The organism is Paenibacillus amylolyticus, assembly GCF_001570725.1.
Taxonomy (GTDB): domain Bacteria; phylum Bacillota; class Bacilli; order Paenibacillales; family Paenibacillaceae; genus Paenibacillus; species Paenibacillus amylolyticus_A.
Window position 1 is genome coordinate 3,361,803 of the sequence record NZ_BCNV01000001.1, and the last position, 18,031, is coordinate 3,379,833.

Below are 18,031 nucleotides of genomic sequence, written 5' to 3' on the forward strand. Positions count from 1 at the left end.
GCTCTCACCTCCATCTGTCTAGTTTTCAGGTATCTTCCAATCGATCGGTTCAATACCTTTGGAGGTCAAGAAGTCATTGGCTTTGGAAAAGGGACGACTGCCGAGGAATCCACGATGTGCAGCTAACGGACTGGGATGTGTAGACTCCAGTACCAGATGCTTGTCCCGATTAATAAATGCACCTTTCTTCTGGGCATGACTGCCCCACAGCATATATACCATCGGCTCTGAACGTTCATTCAGCGCACGAATGACTGCATCCGTAAACGTCTGCCAGCCCAGTGCCTGATGCGAGTTCGGCTGACCTTCACGGACCGTCAGGACAGCATTTAATAGCAGGACTCCCTGCTGTGCCCAATGGACCAAAGATCCATGATTCGGAATCGACAGGTCCAGATCGGCCTGAAGCTCCTTGTATATATTTTTCAGAGAAGGAGGTACGCGCACCCCCGGTCTAACCGAAAAGCTTAATCCGTGAGCCTGACCCGCTCCGTGATAAGGGTCTTGACCAATAATAACGGCCTTAACCTGATGATACGGAGTCAGCTTGAGTGCGGAGAACAGGTCTTCTTTGGGCGGAAAGACCGTTTGCGTTTTATACTCGGCAGCGAGGGTGTATCGAATCTTGTTGAAATATTCGGCTTCCGTTTCTTCCTGAAGCACCTTGTCCCAGTCGTTTCCAAACATATGTATAGACTCCTTTCCCCTGATGAATGCAAATTCGTGTAGCCCCACTACAGGGCTCTTCATTCTGAGAGCCGCATGTCATGCGACTCATAGACTATCCACCATTTTAACATAACCGGGGACGGCAGGCCAGAATTGTACATCAGGGTATAAGTTCACCTCGAAATAAACCGTGTTCTTGCTACATTCCGTATACTCATCCGAAAAAGCCACCACGCTATTGCGTGATGACTTGATAAATTTATACTTGAACGGGTAACTCTTCGACTTCTTTCACAAGCACACTACCGATTCTCCGTAATCCTTCCTCAAGCACCGAACGGGGACAAGCCAGATTCAGCCGAATACAACCCGCACCATTCGCTACAAACATATGACCATCTTCCAGCAACACACCCGCTTGCTCCGCGAAGAATAAAGGTAGACTTACATGCTCTGGAGCATATGCCGAGATATCAATCCACGCAAGATACGTTGCTTCTGGAATGTGAAAGACAGCCAGTGGCAGATGCTGTTTCACATAATGTTCTACGTAGGCAAAATTGGCATCGAGATAACCTTTTAATTGCTTCAGCCATTCATCACCCGTTTCGTAAGCCGCTTGAGTGGCGGCGATGCTCAGTGGGTTTTTGAAACCATAATGGCGTGCCTGCCAGATGTCTCGAAGTCCCTTGTTCGGAATGATGACATTGGAGAACATCAGACCAGCCATGTTGAATGTTTTGCTCGGAGACATGCATGTAATGATTCGATCCGTATCCGGGAACAGCTTCGCGAGGGGCGTATGTCTCTTACCAGTACGCAGCAGATCACAATGAATTTCATCCGAAATGACCCATACATTGTTCCGCAGGCAGATCTCACCCACACGTTGTAACTCTTCGGTTGTCCAGACACGTCCAGACGGATTATGGGGGTTACAGAAAATACATACCCTTACCTTCTCATCCTTGGCCTTGGCTTCAAAATCCTCAAAATCAATCGAGTAATGCCCCTGCTCGTTGATCATATCCGAACATACCAGTTCAAGATTGTTATGCTCCGCTGCTGACTTGAAGAAACCATAAGACGGGGTCACGATCAGTACTTTCTCATCCGATTGACAGATATATTCCACCAATTCATATAAAGCGGGAATGATCCCGTTCGAGGTCTCCAAATGCTCCTTCGGGAAGGACCAATCATAGTATCTCTTCATCCAATTCGAAACAGCTTCATAGTATGCGGGATCAAATACCTGGGAGTAACCCATAATTCTACGGTCCAGACGCTGCTTGACTGCATCCAGAATCTCGGGAGGTGTGGCAAATTCCATATCTGCAATCCACATGCGAATAAATTCTTCATCCTTGAATGGAAAAGTCATATCTTCTGTGGCATTAAAAATATATTGACGGAAACCATCCGTATTCATGGCATTCGTTCCTGTGCGATCAATAATCTCATCAAAGTCATATTTCATAGCTTCTACTCCTCTATCTGCTTTACTTTTTCATTGTCGTTTCATGTCGTATTACATCTATTATTTCATGACGCAGGAATTGCATCAAATGCAATACAATCTATTCTGACGAAACAAATGAAGTTTATTGTTTCTCCAAAATAGGTATTTCCGTGAAAAAGTGATATATTTCTCATGTAACATCATTTTTATGAATGACTTTCATCATTTTCACGTACTCTCAAGAAACATGACATAAGGAGAACCGTTTATGAACAATATCAATCAGGAAGTTGGCAAGAAGATACGAAACTTTCGGAAGTGGCGGGGACTGACCATTCAACAGCTTGCGGATCAGATCTTCAAGAGCAAGGGCACGTTATCCAAATATGAGAGCGGAGATATTACACTTGATCTGGTCACGTTACATCATATTGCGAACGCACTCAACATTCAGGTGGAGCAACTCTTGTATCAAGAACCCAGACACGCTTCTCCCCTGATGAATGCGGTCCCGTCCAGCTTTTTCAAAAACTCCACACGTTTCTATTCCTACTTCTATGATGGGCGTAACAACAGTCTCATTCGTTGTGTCATTGACATGATGGCTCAATCGGATGCCAACCGTTATCGCACCGTGATGTATATGAATGTGAAGGATTTTGAGAACTACCAGGAGTGCGAGAATATGTATTGGGGCCACACCGAGCATTATGATACACTCACGACTCTAATTTTGAAAAATCAGGCCACGCCGCTGGAGAACCTATATATTAATATTTTGGCGTCTTTTCAGGAATCGGAGAAAAAGTGGGGACTGATGGCTGGTGTCTCCTTCAGACCTTTCATGCCGATCGCGCTCAAAATGTTATTCTCCAGAACACCGCTACCCGAGAATCAGGAGTTATATAATGAATTGAAAATCTCAAAGGAAGATCTGCGCACCCTGAAAATATACAATATGCTCGCCGTCACTTGAACAACGCAGTGTGTCACACATTCTCATATGGGATGGAGACAGCTCCTCCCCATTAGAAAAGGCACTTCTATAAGCTGTTGAACCAGCTCATAAAAGTGCCTTTCGCTTTGCCTATTCGATCGGGAATAAGCGACTAACGCTTAGTTTTTAATTAAATCCAGCGTTTCGTCAAACATTTGCTTCTGTTCCTCAATCTTGTTCTCATTACCGATCACGCAGCGCTGCTGCTGCTCAAGTATGGCCGATAAGAGCTCAGCAAAACCGATAATGTCGCTTTCCTTCGTGCTTAACACTTCGTCACGTTCCTGTTGCAGATCCGCTTCAGTCACATTCGACAGATAACATTCCAGGGAGAATGCCCCTTCGCCATAAGGTGTTCGCGGCGTATCGAGATCCTGAATCGCACCAATGATATAACGCGTCATTTCCCGCTCGTCTGCCCGGAAGTCGGTCAAATATTGCGGTATCTCTTCATATACTTTGTACGTTTTATCGAGATTTGGATCACGGTACGATGCAACGTAGCTGTCCCCGTTCCGTCGGAAGCCTGACATGCAGCCATAAGCTCCTCCTTTGGCCCGGATATTGGTCCACAAGTAATCCAGAGACAGAATGCCCTGCAAGACCCGCAGTGAACCCGTGTATTGATATCCTTTGTCGATATAATTACCCGTTTGCACCACATACTGCACCTCTGACGGGGATCGGAATCCTTCCTTATGAGTAGACGGTGTGAACGTAAACTCTTCTTTGGCAACCTCATGTGTGAACAGCTTCGCTTTCAGATCAGACACCTGTTGCTCCAATCCTTCATATCCCTGTTCATCGGCAGTGTAACTGACAAGCAAGTTCTCCGGTCTGAAAATATACCCCGTCAACTCTTGCAGACTGGAAGATAACTCTTCTTTTCTAGCCTCAAAGTTCGCCTGAAGATCCTCAAGCCACTGGTAAAAGGCAATGCCACTCACAGCTTCTCTGAAATCCGCAACCGCTGAATGTTTGGACGAAGACCGGCCAATTCCCGCAGAGTGTCCGCTATTGATCAGATTACGTTGCAGGTTGCCTTTCATCTGAGAGATAATCTCGTACAATCGCTTCGAATTATCGAATTGGGACGTGAACACGATTTCTTTGATCATATCAAAGGCAAATCCAAGCTTGTCGTACAACACTTTAGCGTTAAACTCGTAAGTAGCCTTGAATTCATTGTGCTTATGCGCGTTAGCATAAGATCCAATCCCGCTATGAATACCACCCGAATGGATGTGGATTTCATTGGACAGTTCATTGAACGAGTAGTTTTGAGTATCCACGTAACCCAGTACATTCTTGAGCAATCCTGCATACGGCAGGAGATGACGTGGCACTTCTTTGATATCAAACAACAGTCTCAGATAACCAATTCCGTTCGTGTAGAGGTTATGATGCAGAATGGTTGTGCCATCGACCTGGTTCACCGTTTGATGCAACGTAGAGGCCTTCGGTTCAATATCTTCAATCGATAACGTAGGGATGACCTGCTGCTGCTCTTTGGTTGAAGGTGTATTCTGATACTCGGCGAGTGCTTCCGTTTTCTGAATCAACGTTTGAACTTCTTCCTCGCTAAGACCGGCCTGAATGGTTTTCAGACGTGCTTTCAACGCCTCCTCCTTGCGTGAGTTCAGCCCCTTATCCGGGGTAAGCGCCACAAAGGAAGTATGTGTGTTCTGCAATATATACTTCTCAATGAGTTGCTCGAAGTAACCTTCGTTCATTTTCGTACGCAGCTCAGCAAATACGTCATTCGCCTCCAAATGGGTGAAAGGTGCCTCTTCATCGTACAACCAGCTTTGCAGGGAGGAGAATCCGTAGATCAGGCCCTTCGGCATTCTGCCATAGTCCGCTTCCCTGTGATTGAACTCATAGGAGTTAATTCCTGCAAGCAGCGCTTTCGGATCAAAGCCTTCTTTCACCACACGCTCAAGCACTTCTTTGACCGTTCCCAGGAAATCCTCTTTGCTCGCCAGATTGCTCTTCTTCAGTCCGACAGTGAACACAGGCTGATACAGGCTGTCATCATACGAACCGTAGACATCCTTCGCAATTCCTTTATCCAGCAAAGCCTGTTTCAATACCGCTCCCGGAGCGTTCAACAGGGCGTATAACAAAATTTGAAACGAGATGTTCAGTTCCTTATCCAGACTTGTGCCGATTACCGCGTTATAGGTCAAAAAGCTGTTATCCACTTCCGATTCCGTACTTCCGGCAGAGTAAGTCTTAACCGTGTCTACCCGTTCTGCAAAAGCAGGTTGCAGTTGAATGGCAGAATCAATCTCGATTCGATCATATGCGCTCAGATAGTTTTCATCCAGCCATTGTAGCTTCTCTTCCATATCCATATCTCCGTACAGATAGATGTAACTGTTGGAAGGATGATAGTATCTCGTGTGGAAATCCAGCAGCCCCTGATAGGTTAGATCCAGGATAGCTTCCGGGAATCCGCCAGACTCGGAGGAGTATGTGGTATCCGGGAAAAGGGAGTTCAGCACTTCTCTGCGCACCATTCGTTCCGGTGAAGAAAAGGCCCCCTTCATCTCGTTATATACAACTCCGTTGTAAGTTAACTCATCATCTGCAGAGGTCAGGTTGTAGTTCCAACCTTCCTGTAGAAATATCTTTTCATTCTCGTAAATATTCGTATTCAATACCGCATCCAGATATATATCCATCAGGTTATGGAAATCGTGGTCATTACGACTCGCGATCGGGTAGATCGTCTTATCCGGATACGTCATGGCGTTAAGGAATGTATTCAAAGAACCTTTCAGCAACTCAACAAAAGAATCCTTGGCCGGAAATTTCTTGGACCCACAGAGCACGGAGTGTTCGAGGATATGGGCTACCCCTGTATCATCTTCCGGAGGTGTGCGGAAACCGATACTGAATACTTTGTTGTCGTCCTGATTGGACAAAAGTACAATTTTGGCTCCGGATTTCTGGTGTTCCAACAGATACGCATCCGATTTCAATTCTTCGATTCTGCGCTCCTGCAACACCTTGTATGGCTTAAGCTGTTTCAACATAAACTTGAGTCCTCCGTCCATAAGATTGTTTTATTGGTTTTGTGACTCTACATAAGTTCAAATATGGTTATTTACACGGGCACTCCGATGACAGAATAACCTCCGTCCTCTACGTTATCGTGTAAATGTGTAGTTGAACTTATATCGTTCAGCAAGGTAAAGGTAATATATGCCTATGGATAGTATACACCATTGTTCCGTCTCTTCATAAAAGTCAGATAAATGTACCTTCTGATATGTATTATGCAGGGTTTATGTTTATGAGCTGCATGGTGATGTGGTCTGAAATGAAGTGACATTGATATTAAAGAACATAAAAAAAGATCGTATGCAGCTTGGTTAACAAGCGTCATACGATCTTTCTTTTTTAAGATGCCGAGGACCGGGATCGAACCGGTACGGTAGTCACCTACCGCAGGATTTTAAGTCCTGTGCGTCTGCCAATTCCGCCACCCCGGCAGGATTATGTATTTCTTGGCGACAAGAAATATCTTACCATGAACTAATTAACTTTGCAACACTTTTTATAAAAATAATCTAACTATATAAGTTTAACTAATGATTTACACGATAACGGAAAGGACAGAAAAAACTGAAAAAGCGAAGCGTTCCCCTTTATCACCGGATTTTCCCTTGAGAAAAGGGAATCGAAAAAATCTGGGGATAACAGCGATTAGAAGTTATTCTGTCATCGGAGTGCTAGTGTAAATAATCTTTAGTTAACCTTATATAAATGAAACAGGCACTGCAAGCGTTAGCTCACAGTGCCTAGAAAGTCCGAGTTGCGGTCCCGGACTTCCGGTAAACCAATCTATATTAAGGGAGGTGTGAGATAAGAATACCTCCCCAACATTAAAGAAACCTAAAATCAGCCTTAAATTAAACTAAAAAAGTAGAATAGGCCGAACGCGAGCAGCTTCTTCCTCACTGCATTCCACAATAACCAAGATATGATCCTGTAGTAGCCAATCTTCGTAATACCGCGCATCCCCCTGCGAGATCCCTGCTTCAGTCAGTGTAAGCACCAAATCATCGGTATCACTCCCAATCTCATTTCCAGCGAGCCTGCGTACTGCATTTCCGATCGACATCGTCTGATCCATCCGCTTCCCCAGACTAGCCAATATACCTTTCAGGGCCCCAAAGGCACCGTCCGTTCCGGCACCTTTCAACGGTTTGGGCAGCCCCGTCTTCTCGCTCACCAACTCCAGATTGAGTTGTTCCTTCGCCACCGCTCCCAAATATTTGTCCTTGATGCCTTCCTCTTTCACCTGATTCAGCATCAATATAGCCTCGTTCTCGGTACGGGCCAGCCCAATAATCAATTGTGTCATTCCGTTCCCCTCCTTTTACACTAATATAACCCCGTAATCCCCATTCAAAAACGGATAAAGCCTAGCTAAGACAAATCACCTAGAAGATTGTTGATTTCTCTTCTGGAAATCTATACCTAGTTCTGATAGACTAGATAAAGAAGACAAATTAACCATTGAAAACATTGACATATGGATTTAACATCTCATAATCAGGAGCAATGACTTATGAAAAAAGAGGTAGAAATTGCTATCCAACGCAAACAACAGATCATGGTTCGTAATACAAGCGGTCAGACGGTAACCGGATTTCCCGAGCGTACCGCCGATACATCCATTCTCTCCTTACGTACCGTTCACGGAAGTCTGTGGATACCGTTCGATGAGGTCGAACAGGTTACGCGTCTGTTAAGCATCCGGTCTCATCATTTAAGCGGAATGCAGCTCGTTTAAGTCGGATCTGTAATCATAGAAATCAGTTCTCGTATATTTACGTCAACAACATCTATTTATGCCAGCACTTCATACCAAAAAAACCAGACGCATGAACGTCTGGTTTTTCTCTTCTTGTTACTTCACTACAAACTTCACTCGTGTTCCATCCGGATATGTACTTAACTGATTCCCTACCCATGAACCTGCACCGCGATTATCCTTCGGGGTAATGTACTGGATATCTGCACCTGTGCCTCCCTCAGCACACATCGCCATAGGCCACTCGTCCCGATCCTTACCCTTTTTGACTGGCACACCTTTGAGTGATAAATCCCGATTTCCCTCGGCACCACCACGATCAATGGTGCATACATCCGAATGCCCTGCCTTGATAGCAGCCTTGATATGGTTGGCGGTTTCGGGATAGCGCTCTGAAGGGAACGTAATGGTATGGTCTACACTCTTGTTAGTGTTCCCGAATGGAGAGGGTATCTCCTCCGGCCATTCTCCCCCAGCCCAGGCATAGAGGGCTATCAGCAGCATCGCTACCAGCGTCAGTACCTGTTTTTTGAAGCCTTGTTTACCTTTGCGCTTTCGTCTTGTGCGTCTCTTACTCATGCTGTGTCTCCCCCATTCAACACTTGCATTATAACAGAACGCCCGTTCGTAAAACAATCCAATAAAATAAAAAAACAGCCGAGAACGCCCGGCTGTCATGCTTGAGTGATTATCCTACATTGGGAATGGCCTGTTGGCGCAGCAGTGGCAGTGTCACCTCAAACTGTGTACCTTTCCCTTCGATACTCTCTACCGAAATCTGACCATTCATCAGTTCCAGCAGTTCTTTGCAGATGGTCAGACCAAGTCCGCTTCCACCAAATCGGCGTGCATGGGAGATATCCGTCTGGGTAAATGCATCAAACAATTGTTCGATCTGATGCTGAGGAATACCAATCCCTGTATCACGCACAGAGAATACCAATACAACGGTATCCATCAGTTGTTGCCTCACGTCCACCTGTAACTGCACTTCACCCTGCTCCGTGAACTTGATCGCATTACTCAGTAAGTTATCCAGTACCTGCCGAAGTCTTAGCGGATCACCCATAAGCACATCAGGAACACTCAGATCAGCATGGCAGAGCAAACGTATTTGTTTATTCTGCGCCGCAGGCTCATGTGTCTTCACAATTTGTTGAATCAGCTTCAACGGCTGAAATTCAATGTTTTCGACATCCATTTTGCCTCTGCCCAGCTTCGCCATATCCAGACTATTGTTAATAATATTCAGAAGAGCCTCACCAGACTGACGCGCAAGCTCAAGATACTCTTTCTGCTCATCCGTGGTCTCACCCATGCTGGCAAGTTCGATCATGCCCATAATGCCGTTAAGCGGGGTACGAAGCTCGTGATTCAGCTTGCCGATGAATTCCAATTGCCCTCTGCTGTTCATCTCAGCCATGGAAGTCGCGAACTTCAACTGCTGCTCGGCATACTTCCGTTCTGAAATATCGTATTGAATACCTACAAAATACAGACACTCGCCTGATTCATTGAAGATCGGATCAATATTCAGTTCATTCCAGAACTTCTGACCACTTTTTGTATAATTTAAGATATCAATCTTAATGGACTGTTGTTTTTTTAATGCATCACGAATCTGCATTACCGTCTCGGGGTCTGTATCCTGTCCTTGCAAAAACCGACAATTCTGTCCGACAGACTCTTCATACGTATATCCTGTCAGTCGGGTAAAATGTTCATTTACATACATGAGCGGAAACTCAGGCAAGGTAGCATCGACCACCGTAACGGAGGATTTCACTTTCGAGATGATAAATTCCCATTGTAATGAGAGTTGATTATGTTGGCTCATGCCTTCCTCCTTCATCTCACACATATTAATGTTTATATATTCTGCATTCTGTACTTTATATGGAGATACAACTGACCAGATGGTATGTGTTGATATAGAAACAATATATTTTAATTGTAACACAGTTATTCAAGTCATGTGGTTTATGGGTAATAGTTGATAACTAACATCCGACAATAACCTAACTGTCATCAGGAGGAACACACATGAAATTTCTGTTAATTATCATCATTATTATTCTGATTGTAGTCATTTTTTCCAGACGCAAGCGTTAAGATGAGATCCTTTATGTAAGTTAGGAAAGGAAGATGGGTATGAGAACCCTCTTTTTTATATTCATGGTACTGTGTATCATCAATCTCTGTTTCCCAAAATTCGGCTGGTATCTGCGGTATGGCTGGATTTCCCGGGGTGAATCCGAGCCCAGCAGACCTTATATGGCTATGGTCAGAATGACCAGCCTGTTGATGTTGCTTATCGCCTTCACACTCGCTATGGCATGAACTATAGACATCCGAAGACAACTGTCCTATTGGGCAGTTTCTTTTTTTTGTGATGAAATGACGGGAAAATGATAACTTTGTTTGTGGTGCAAAGATGACAATGCCCGTAATATAGACATATCGTTTCGGAAAGGACATCATTGGCATGAACATCGCATTTTATCCGTACTGGGCTGCCAAAACGCTGCTCTCGCTCATTAATGTCATATATATCATGGTTATTACTACGTTTATTTATAGTCAGACTGGATCGGTACTCTATGCTGCCATGTTTCCGTTCATTCGGATCATCGCACACATAACATCAGGATTTACTTTACCATTACTTGTGAAGCGTTTCTCATTCTCCAAACTACTGATCACCATTCCCGTAGCCAAAGCATTCCTCATGACTGGGATAGCGATTTCGTTGAACCACTTGACCACACAACTGCCACTTCTATTAATCGGGGTTGTCATTCTATCCTTTTTGGAAGGCTGGGAATCTCCATTACTGGATACTTTAACGCCACGGTTGGTTCAGGGAGAAGATTTGGCGAAGACCAATAGTCTCCTCTCTTTCTCCAATCAGACGGTGACCATCGTCGGGTTCGCCATGACGGGATTTGCCGTGATGAACTGGGGAGCGTCACAGACCTTCTGGGCAGCTACAAGCCTGTCCTGGGCTGTTCTGATCTTCCTGATTGCCCTTGGATCGCTCACACGGGATATAGAACAACCCGAGAAATTGATCGTCACACGAAAAGTACTGCGAAAAGGCTGGAGCATGCTTTGGACAATTCCATCCTTACGACTAATTACACTTATGGACGTCACCCAAGCTCTTGCGGGGTCCATCTGGATCGGAGCGATTACGCTGGCCTTTGCGAAAGAAGCTCTGGCACGAGGAGAAGGTTGGTGGGGACTCATGAACTCGAGTTACGCTGCCGGAACCATGCTTGGAGGTATTCTGGCTCTGGCTCTGGCCAAACGGATTCAGAAGCACTTGATCGCCAGCATGACCATGGGTTCTCTTCTCCTCAGCCTGATGACCATCGTTTATGGTCTCAACAGCCTGCCATGGCTCGCACTGGCGTTATGTATACTTATGGGCCCTGTCTACCAGATTCGTGATATGGCTCAACAGACAGCGTTTCAGAGAAGTGTGCCCGCTGAATCCTTGTCCCAGGTATACGCCGCACAGGGCGTCCTGATCTCCACGGTTATGAGTGTATCCATCGTCATTTTCGGTCTAGTCGTCGATCAACTAGACGTTCGATGGGTATACCTTATCGGTGGAGCCTTGTTTATCGTGTCAGCGATATGCTCTATATCGTTGAACCGGGTGCACAGGAACGAGCATATTGTTAAGCATACGAAAAATATGTAAATCAAAAAGACGAGCAGCATCTGCTCGTCCCTCACACCCTCAATCCAATCGATAATCTGTCAGCGGCTTGCCTTGTTTATAATACAAAGTGGGTGACAATATATTGAAGAAAATATGCACATCCGGCATGTACGCTTCTTCCAGAATAGCCTGCAACGACGATGCAATCCGATTATGAATCTCCTGATCACGTTGAAACATCAAAATCTCTATAGAAGCTGGAGAAGGCGTTAGCGCTTGTACATCATGACGCTCTGCCTTCATTCTCTCCTGTGGAATATGAGTAATTAGGGCCATCTTCTCTGTAATTTGGGGTACAACTTCCTCTAGCTGAGGACCTGTGAATCCTTTAAAGCGAATAAACGGCATTGCTATCCCTTCAATCTCTGTTAATAGTCTCTTATGTGATTTTAAGCACATTGTTTTCAGTTGTCAAATGTCATTGAAGGTATCTGTTGCTTCATATACTAGGGAAAGCCCCGCTGAAGTCTCAGCGGAGCCATTGCCTGCACGATTCTATACGCGACTTACAGCCAGAAAGATTTTGTGATGATTACGAGCAGAATGAAAAGCACGAGAATTGCACTTGTGGAAGTCCATCCGCCGCCACCAACATTACAACAACCGTATCCAACTTGACTCATTTGATTGGCCTCCTTTGAATTTCAAGGTATGCCATAACATATGCGTATTCCCTGGAAGTGACCGGGCGAATCGGCAAGTTCAGCAGCCCATTCATCTTGGATTCATGCCCGGTAACTTAACCGTATGGAACGATGGTAATATTCACTCGGTTTTGTAGCGACTTCTGAGATGATGGGTCTGTACTCCCTCTGCCCAAAAGGATTGTACGAGTACGTGTATCACTTCGGGATGCCAAAACAACTTCTCCATCAGGTGTTATACAATAAGCGATTGGAATGGAGATGTCGCTATCACGGTACGAACCATCCGCATGGCTTGTTCCCATGACAATACATTGATGCTGCAAGGCAATCTGCCGAGCCTCTTCGACCCATTCACTATACTGCTCTTCACTGAACATGCCCACACCAATGGAATGCATAATGATATCCACACTTTCTATATTCTCGTTGCGAAATCCTTGCAGGACCAACTCATCACACAACAAAGTGCTTATTACCCACCCCTGTTCCTCAACCGTCTCAGCAGGTGTATATTTGGCTTTCTCCAATACAATCTCTCCGGCCTTACTGATGATAATTGATCTGTCCTTTGGACGTTCATCCAGTCTGCGATGGCCTGATGCAATCATGGTTCCATTTTCAGCCGCCAACCTGCAAGCTTCCTCAACATTCTGGTTCAGATATCCTTCAGGAAAAAATAATACATCTGCATCAGGATGTTGCTTGAGTTCAGCTTCAAGCTGCAGCAAATGCTGTTCCAGCCTCGGTTGTCCAATGATAATCTTCATCTGGTATCCCCCATTCATAAATAAAAGCCGGTTCATACCTGAATAAGGTACGAAACCGGCTTAAAGGTTGTACGGACAGAACACTGCTCATCGTACTTCGCTTCAAGAGTAATTGTTCTCATGTTATTGCTCGGTGAAACAATTACCTTTACAGTTCAATGGTATGTAGTTAGGCATTTCTACGTTCAATACTATCATAGATGGCCTGTCCATCATAGCTTCGATCTGTAGCGATATCTTTTACAAAGAGGGCGCTGCCTGCTGCACTATTTGCATTTACAGACAGAAAGCTAACTGCACCCACAACCCACATCAACGGATATAATGCAACGGATAAGACTTTTTTCATATCTTTGTCTCCTTTTCTGCTCAAACAGATGATTGGTTGAATATCCCATTAATACGATTACAACCCAATTAGGTTTCAATTTTATATACAACCATCACTATTTCTAGACATATAGGAGACAGGACTTCAATTATTCCGTTCAGATCAACTCGAAACTCTGGAGTAACGCTGCTGCCTCTTCGTGATCGGGTTCCAGGGCAAGTACTTTATGGGTATAGGACAAGGTTTCTTCTTCCAGTTCAAGTTCATAACAGCACACAGCCAAGTCGTACAAGACTGCCGGATTATGGTTACTCGGATCTGCAACCAACGATATCTCCAGAAACCGTTTCGCATCCTCATACATATACATTTCATATAATAACTGTCCTGCCAGAAATGCGAGTCCCCCTTGCTGCTCCATCACATAGTAGGACGACCACATCGTATGAATGCCAGACTGAATATCAAGCATTTCCTCATCACTTGCATCAGGAAGAAGACTGGAAATATGCGTAGCACTGTGAATCAAGAACTCAGCATCATATCCACCCAGACGCCAAAACGGCAAAATATGCTTCAACTCCATACTCTCTATTTGAGAGTCTACCCATTGTTTCATACTGAAAAAGTCATCCGGTCCAAAACGTTCAACAAATCGATGGTAGGCCAGTCGCGTGTTCACATAACCGATCGGTTCGTTCACCATTAACATGCACCCAACGTTCAGATCTTTATAATGATGTGTTGTGAATCGCGTATGTGCTCCCTGTTGTTCCAAGACGTATTGAATCGCATGGTAATTAGCCGTTAAAGAAAAACTCCCGTGCAGAACGAATTCAGGTGGCTCTGCGAACTTCCAGTTATCCAGTCGATGATCTCCTTTATCAGCGGTTATCAACACATAACCAGACTGTGACAGCTTGTTCAACCGTTCGAGACAGGACAATCCAATAGCGGGGAAAAGGATGTGTGAATCCTCCAGCTCCGCCTTATACAATGTGATCAGTTCTGAATACGGATAGTTATCTGCACTGTATTCGGGCGCCCGGCGATACTCATAACTCAGCGTCATATTCTTCAGCATCTCGGCGGGTTCAAGATCATGACGACGATCCGGAGACTGAACAAGCAGATCACACTCATAGATCTCGCCATCCCCAATATAGATTAATTCCTGCGGAATGCTGTCAAAAAAGTAATTGGCAATCAACAACAACGGTTGTTTCAGATCACCCGGCCGAATAACTGTACCCGCAACGACCAGTTTTAGCTCCGTATCTGCTACAGCGTCAAAACGTGCAAAATCCACTATACCTTCTTGAATAAAGGATTGCATGGATGGATGCTCTCTCCAACCCCGTACATTCTCCGCTACGAGATCTGTCAATACATATCTGAAAGGAGGTAAATCTATTCCTGCAAAATCCTTTAATTCAATCAGTTTAAGCAGGATTTGGTGTGCCAAACGCCCTACACCCGCCCCAAGCTCCAGAATGGTCACGGTCTCGGTAATCTGTCCCTTGTTTGCGAGGTCCTGAAGAAATCCAAAAATCATCTCTGCATAAGCCGTGGCAATCAGCGGATTACTGGTAATATATTGAGGGACCTGATTCTCTGTCCAAGCCTCTAGCCCCTTTTGTTCATAATAAGCTCTCTGCCAATCCCAGACCGGAGCTTCGCTGTAACGAAAACGTTGACTTTCATTTGACGTCATTAAAATAGAACCCTGCTTTCTGTAACTAATTTCATAAGATTCTCAGATGTTCACGGAATACTTTATTTCGAATACCATTCAATCTCTGTAATGCATTATATCATAGAACCCTGTCTACTCGATGGAGTTCAGTCTTCCCCCTCAACAAGAAAAAAACCTGCTTTTGAGGGCAGGTCTATGATGTTCTTCATTTAAGAAGAATATTGATCTAGTTTTACTTAGGCTAGGACACTCAATATTAGTCGGAATACAACACTCCGTCGAAGTTCTCAGGACCTACACGGATCGTACCCAACAAGTTGGAGCTCACAAATGCAGTGTACGTCAATTGAGGTGTAATTGGTGGGTTGAAGTCATCGGCGGAGAAGGTAATAATCTGAGGTGCCAGAATGCTCAAGCTAAATGTGGAAGTTGCAGAATAAATAACAGGATCTGTTGGCGCAGTACCTCTGACAATTGTGATGGTGATACCAACGAGTGCCAAAGGAAGTTGCACAGACACCGTTCCTTTGAATTGTACCCGCGGGTTTGCTCCAATGCCAGCAGTGGTTATCAAACCGATTTGTCCAAATAATTGTGGCGTGTTAATTACAAGGATTGGTATGGCGATTGAGTTAGCCAAACTCGCATTCTGCGATGTTCTTGCATCAATAAATTGACTCATGAAATCTACCTCCTATGTGTGGGATAGGATAGTATATGCGAGATTTGGTGTACGGCGTGGACATACACTGAATTGCGCAAAAAAGGGCATATTAGAAACACTCTATTAACAAATTACCTTTTTGGCTCTAGCACCTAAATGAAGACAGAAAAAAACCCTTGCTAGGCAAGGGTTTTAAGAGTATGGGCCCTACAGGACTCGAACCTGTGACCAATCGGTTATGAGCCGACCGCTCTAACCAACTGAGCTAAGGGCCCTAGACATAATGTATAACGTGCAGATGATGGCTGTGAATCATCCAAGTGAAACTAAATTGCGGGGGCAGGATTTGAACCTGCGGCCTTCGGGTTATGAGCCCGACGAGCTACCGGGCTGCTCCACCCCGCGTCAGTAAAAAATATTAAAACAGCGACTTAATTAATATACACCATTCTATCCTAATAAGTCAAGGGGTAATGTCAGGGAATAAATCGAACACCGTAACGACCTTTGCGTGAACGATACACTTCGACTTCTGCCGGTTCATTATGACCGTAGATCCACCCATCCTGCTCCATTCGTTTCGCCAGACATCCTGCTTGAAATTTGGTTGCATACAACTTGCTGAAATATACCCAGTGCATACAGCTCGTCCTTTCCGGAGTCGTCATTTATTCCTGCTTTTTGTAGAATACCCCATTTCCATAAAAATAGCCGCCAAAGATTAAAATCTTCAGCGGCTATCCTTAAAATGATGATATGACTACATCATCAAATCTCATTGAAACGTAGCTTTAGGATCCTTTTTCAATTTCTCTAACATCTCGTTACCTTTAGCTGCCCATTCGCCAAGCGCTTTTTTTGGTGTCTTTTTGTTCTCAAGTACCTGGTTGAAATATTCCATGCCTTTTTCGTTTACTTGCCATAAGCCTGGAGATTTTTGATAGAGTTTATCCAGGTTGGTATTCGTTGGTGGGATTGGCTTCAAAGAATAGAATGCTTGAATGTTGTAATCCAGGCCATCTTTTGGCTTGATGAAGCTCTTACGGGATACCATCTCATAGCTGCTACGAGCCTTGATTTTCGCCCAATCTTCACTGTTCATGTACTTGATCAGTTCCCACGCGTCATCTGGATTCTGAGCCGCACTGTTGATTGCCATCAGGTTGCTCAGATAGATGTTACCTCCGATTTCAGGCGCTTCCGGGTGAACCGGAGGTGTGACGACATCCCAATCTACCTTTGTAAAATCTTTCATCTTATCCGCATTTTTATTCGCATCAATTAATTGATTAATATAGCTGTAATCACCAATAACCATGGCTGATTTGCCGCTCAGGAACAGGTCACCCTGAACTGGATCATAACGTCCACTCGGATCCTGATCCTGTGGTTCGTCGCCTTTAGGGATAACTTTGTCAATCGCAAGTTTACTGATCGTGCTCCATACTTTCTCCCATTGAGGAGAATCCACAGTCATTTTTTCAGCTTTATCGTCAAACGTCTTCAGCTGCAAAGAACTGTAATACTGTTGCATGGAGTAGTACGGCGAACCGCCCTGATATGTCGTGAAGGAGAAACCAAATACATGGTCTTTACCCTCCCCTTTCGTAAGACGGGTACCCAGATTGAAGATATCATCCCAAGTCATGTTGTCCGTTGGTGGTTCCACGCCTGCTTTTTCAAACAAACCCTTGTTATAGAACAAAGCAGAGGAGGAGAACGTTGGTGTCAATGCATAGATACTCTGATCCCCAAGGTCCTTAATTCCCTCCAGCACACTAGGCACAATATCAGTGGTATCAAACTTGTCTTCCTGCATCAATGGGTCCAGCTGTTTCACGAGATTCTCCTGAATTAATGATTTGACTGTTGCGGTATCCGCCACGATGACGTCAACCGGGTTATCCCCAGTCATAATCTTCTTCAGACTTTCCATCGTATCCGGGACTTCCGGCTGTTCTTCGGTGTTACCATACCCATACATGCTGCTCTGATCAACAGCAGCTACAATTTCGATCGTTACATTGGGGTGTGTCAGTTCAAAAGCATCGGTGAATTGCTGACGGAAGTAACTGTCATCCTGTCCTCCCCACAACGTAGCCACACGTAATACACGCTGCTCCGTATCCTTGGCCTCACTTGCCGTACAACCGGCAATCAGCGGCAGTGCTAGCGTTGCAGTAACGATGACAGCCAGCACACGTTTTCCCCACATACTATTCTTCATTTCCCAGTTCCCC

Annotated in this window: 18 protein-coding genes and 3 tRNA genes; 4 read left to right on the forward strand and 17 right to left on the reverse strand. The window is 44.8% G+C overall.

All coding sequences use genetic code 11. The annotated features are described in order from the left end of the window. Positions 1–18 precede the first annotated feature (18 nt). Positions 19–687, reverse strand: coding sequence for a uracil-DNA glycosylase (ung, locus tag PAHA3_RS14920; protein WP_062835414.1), 669 nt, complete (start codon positions 685–687; stop codon positions 19–21). A gap of 241 nt (positions 688–928) precedes the next feature. Beyond that, on the reverse strand, positions 929–2,149 hold the full coding sequence (locus PAHA3_RS14925) for a MalY/PatB family protein (RefSeq protein WP_062835415.1): 1,221 nt from the start codon (positions 2,147–2,149) through the stop codon (positions 929–931). 250 nt (positions 2,150–2,399) lie between these two features. Between PAHA3_RS14925 and PAHA3_RS14930 the strand changes: the two genes are divergently transcribed. Further along, the gene (locus PAHA3_RS14930; protein WP_017687366.1) at positions 2,400–3,107 is read left to right on the forward strand and encodes a helix-turn-helix domain-containing protein; all 708 of its coding nucleotides are present in this window, start codon (positions 2,400–2,402) and stop codon (positions 3,105–3,107) included. 140 nt (positions 3,108–3,247) lie between these two features. Here the strand turns inward: PAHA3_RS14930 and PAHA3_RS14935 are convergent, their stop codons facing one another. The 3 genes from PAHA3_RS14935 to PAHA3_RS14945 form a co-directional block, all read right to left on the reverse strand. Further along, positions 3,248–6,169 carry an insulinase family protein gene (locus tag PAHA3_RS14935; protein ID WP_062835416.1) on the reverse strand — a complete coding sequence of 974 codons (2,922 nt, stop codon included), beginning with the start codon at positions 6,167–6,169 and terminating at the stop codon, positions 3,248–3,250. A gap of 373 nt (positions 6,170–6,542) precedes the next feature. Further along, positions 6,543–6,628 (reverse strand) — tRNA-Leu (locus tag PAHA3_RS14940). 425 nt (positions 6,629–7,053) lie between these two features. Continuing rightward, complete coding sequence (locus PAHA3_RS14945) at positions 7,054–7,503, reverse strand: general stress protein (protein ID WP_062835417.1); 450 nt, start codon at positions 7,501–7,503, stop codon at positions 7,054–7,056. Between the two features lie 207 nt (positions 7,504–7,710). On the opposite strand from PAHA3_RS14945, the gene PAHA3_RS14950 reads away from it, so the two are divergent. Continuing rightward, a complete protein-coding gene (locus tag PAHA3_RS14950) occupies positions 7,711–7,935 on the forward strand; it encodes a hypothetical protein (RefSeq protein WP_062835418.1) in 225 nt (74 codons plus the stop codon). 117 nt (positions 7,936–8,052) lie between these two features. Here PAHA3_RS14950 and PAHA3_RS14955 read toward each other — a convergent pair whose 3' ends face one another. Continuing rightward, positions 8,053–8,535 (reverse strand): NucA/NucB deoxyribonuclease domain-containing protein, encoded by a 483-nt coding sequence (locus PAHA3_RS14955; RefSeq protein ID WP_062835419.1) that lies wholly within the window; start codon positions 8,533–8,535, stop codon positions 8,053–8,055. Positions 8,536–8,644: 109 nt separating this feature from the next. After that, on the reverse strand, positions 8,645–9,793 hold the full coding sequence (locus tag PAHA3_RS14960) for a sensor histidine kinase (RefSeq protein ID WP_062835420.1): 1,149 nt from the start codon (positions 9,791–9,793) through the stop codon (positions 8,645–8,647). 314 nt (positions 9,794–10,107) lie between these two features. Here PAHA3_RS14960 and PAHA3_RS29870 point away from each other — a divergent pair, with 314 nt between their 5' ends. Beyond that, positions 10,108–10,296, forward strand: coding sequence for a DUF6199 family natural product biosynthesis protein (locus PAHA3_RS29870; protein WP_082762812.1), 189 nt, complete (start codon positions 10,108–10,110; stop codon positions 10,294–10,296). Positions 10,297–10,441: 145 nt separating this feature from the next. Next, positions 10,442–11,665: an MFS transporter gene (locus PAHA3_RS14970; protein WP_062835422.1), complete on the forward strand. Its 1,224-nt coding sequence runs from the start codon at positions 10,442–10,444 to the stop codon at positions 11,663–11,665. 39 nt (positions 11,666–11,704) lie between these two features. Here PAHA3_RS14970 and PAHA3_RS14975 read toward each other — a convergent pair whose 3' ends face one another. The 10 genes from PAHA3_RS14975 to PAHA3_RS15010 form a co-directional block, all read right to left on the reverse strand. After that, positions 11,705–12,034 (reverse strand): DUF1904 family protein, encoded by a 330-nt coding sequence (locus PAHA3_RS14975; protein WP_062835423.1) that lies wholly within the window; start codon positions 12,032–12,034, stop codon positions 11,705–11,707. A gap of 158 nt (positions 12,035–12,192) precedes the next feature. Continuing rightward, positions 12,193–12,309, reverse strand: coding sequence for a YjcZ family sporulation protein (locus PAHA3_RS29875; RefSeq protein WP_017687347.1), 117 nt, complete (start codon positions 12,307–12,309; stop codon positions 12,193–12,195). 116 nt (positions 12,310–12,425) lie between these two features. Next, a complete protein-coding gene (locus PAHA3_RS14980; protein ID WP_062835424.1) occupies positions 12,426–13,100 on the reverse strand; it encodes a hypothetical protein in 675 nt (224 codons plus the stop codon). A gap of 169 nt (positions 13,101–13,269) precedes the next feature. After that, positions 13,270–13,449 (reverse strand): hypothetical protein, encoded by a 180-nt coding sequence (locus PAHA3_RS14985; RefSeq protein ID WP_062835425.1) that lies wholly within the window; start codon positions 13,447–13,449, stop codon positions 13,270–13,272. A 139-nt stretch (positions 13,450–13,588) separates the two neighbouring features. Continuing rightward, entirely contained in the window at positions 13,589–15,145 is a 1,557-nt protein-coding gene (locus PAHA3_RS14990; protein WP_062835426.1) for a hypothetical protein, read from the reverse strand. A gap of 238 nt (positions 15,146–15,383) precedes the next feature. Continuing rightward, positions 15,384–15,809: a hypothetical protein gene (locus tag PAHA3_RS14995; protein ID WP_062835427.1), complete on the reverse strand. Its 426-nt coding sequence runs from the start codon at positions 15,807–15,809 to the stop codon at positions 15,384–15,386. A 183-nt stretch (positions 15,810–15,992) separates the two neighbouring features. After that, positions 15,993–16,066 (reverse strand) — tRNA-Ile (locus PAHA3_RS15000). Between the two features lie 56 nt (positions 16,067–16,122). Further along, positions 16,123–16,196, reverse strand: a tRNA-Met gene (locus PAHA3_RS15005). Positions 16,197–16,267: 71 nt separating this feature from the next. Continuing rightward, entirely contained in the window at positions 16,268–16,432 is a 165-nt protein-coding gene (locus tag PAHA3_RS30485; protein ID WP_017687342.1) for a hypothetical protein, read from the reverse strand. Between the two features lie 134 nt (positions 16,433–16,566). Next, a complete protein-coding gene (locus PAHA3_RS15010; RefSeq protein WP_062835428.1) occupies positions 16,567–18,018 on the reverse strand; it encodes an ABC transporter substrate-binding protein in 1,452 nt (483 codons plus the stop codon). Positions 18,019–18,031 lie beyond the last annotated feature (13 nt).

What these genes read in the sequence shown, in the direction of transcription:
- ung (WP_062835414.1), bottom strand. Translation starts at nt 687, where the DNA reads ATGTTTGGAAACGACTGGGACAAGGTGCTTCAGGAAGAAACGGAAGCC.
- PAHA3_RS14925 (WP_062835415.1), bottom strand. Translation starts at nt 2,149, where the DNA reads ATGAAATATGACTTTGATGAGATTATTGATCGCACAGGAACGAATGCC.
- PAHA3_RS14930 (WP_017687366.1), top strand. Translation starts at nt 2,400, where the DNA reads ATGAACAATATCAATCAGGAAGTTGGCAAGAAGATACGAAACTTTCGG.
- PAHA3_RS14935 (WP_062835416.1), bottom strand. Translation starts at nt 6,169, where the DNA reads ATGTTGAAACAGCTTAAGCCATACAAGGTGTTGCAGGAGCGCAGAATC.
- PAHA3_RS14945 (WP_062835417.1), bottom strand. Translation starts at nt 7,503, where the DNA reads ATGACACAATTGATTATTGGGCTGGCCCGTACCGAGAACGAGGCTATA.
- PAHA3_RS14950 (WP_062835418.1), top strand. Translation starts at nt 7,711, where the DNA reads ATGAAAAAAGAGGTAGAAATTGCTATCCAACGCAAACAACAGATCATG.
- PAHA3_RS14955 (WP_062835419.1), bottom strand. Translation starts at nt 8,535, where the DNA reads ATGAGTAAGAGACGCACAAGACGAAAGCGCAAAGGTAAACAAGGCTTC.
- PAHA3_RS14960 (WP_062835420.1), bottom strand. Translation starts at nt 9,793, where the DNA reads ATGAGCCAACATAATCAACTCTCATTACAATGGGAATTTATCATCTCG.
- PAHA3_RS29870 (WP_082762812.1), top strand. Translation starts at nt 10,108, where the DNA reads ATGAGAACCCTCTTTTTTATATTCATGGTACTGTGTATCATCAATCTC.
- PAHA3_RS14970 (WP_062835422.1), top strand. Translation starts at nt 10,442, where the DNA reads ATGAACATCGCATTTTATCCGTACTGGGCTGCCAAAACGCTGCTCTCG.
- PAHA3_RS14975 (WP_062835423.1), bottom strand. Translation starts at nt 12,034, where the DNA reads ATGCCGTTTATTCGCTTTAAAGGATTCACAGGTCCTCAGCTAGAGGAA.
- PAHA3_RS29875 (WP_017687347.1), bottom strand. Translation starts at nt 12,309, where the DNA reads ATGAGTCAAGTTGGATACGGTTGTTGTAATGTTGGTGGCGGCGGATGG.
- PAHA3_RS14980 (WP_062835424.1), bottom strand. Translation starts at nt 13,100, where the DNA reads ATGAAGATTATCATTGGACAACCGAGGCTGGAACAGCATTTGCTGCAG.
- PAHA3_RS14985 (WP_062835425.1), bottom strand. Translation starts at nt 13,449, where the DNA reads ATGAAAAAAGTCTTATCCGTTGCATTATATCCGTTGATGTGGGTTGTG.
- PAHA3_RS14990 (WP_062835426.1), bottom strand. Translation starts at nt 15,145, where the DNA reads ATGACGTCAAATGAAAGTCAACGTTTTCGTTACAGCGAAGCTCCGGTC.
- PAHA3_RS14995 (WP_062835427.1), bottom strand. Translation starts at nt 15,809, where the DNA reads ATGAGTCAATTTATTGATGCAAGAACATCGCAGAATGCGAGTTTGGCT.
- PAHA3_RS30485 (WP_017687342.1), bottom strand. Translation starts at nt 16,432, where the DNA reads ATGCACTGGGTATATTTCAGCAAGTTGTATGCAACCAAATTTCAAGCA.
- PAHA3_RS15010 (WP_062835428.1), bottom strand. Translation starts at nt 18,018, where the DNA reads ATGAAGAATAGTATGTGGGGAAAACGTGTGCTGGCTGTCATCGTTACT.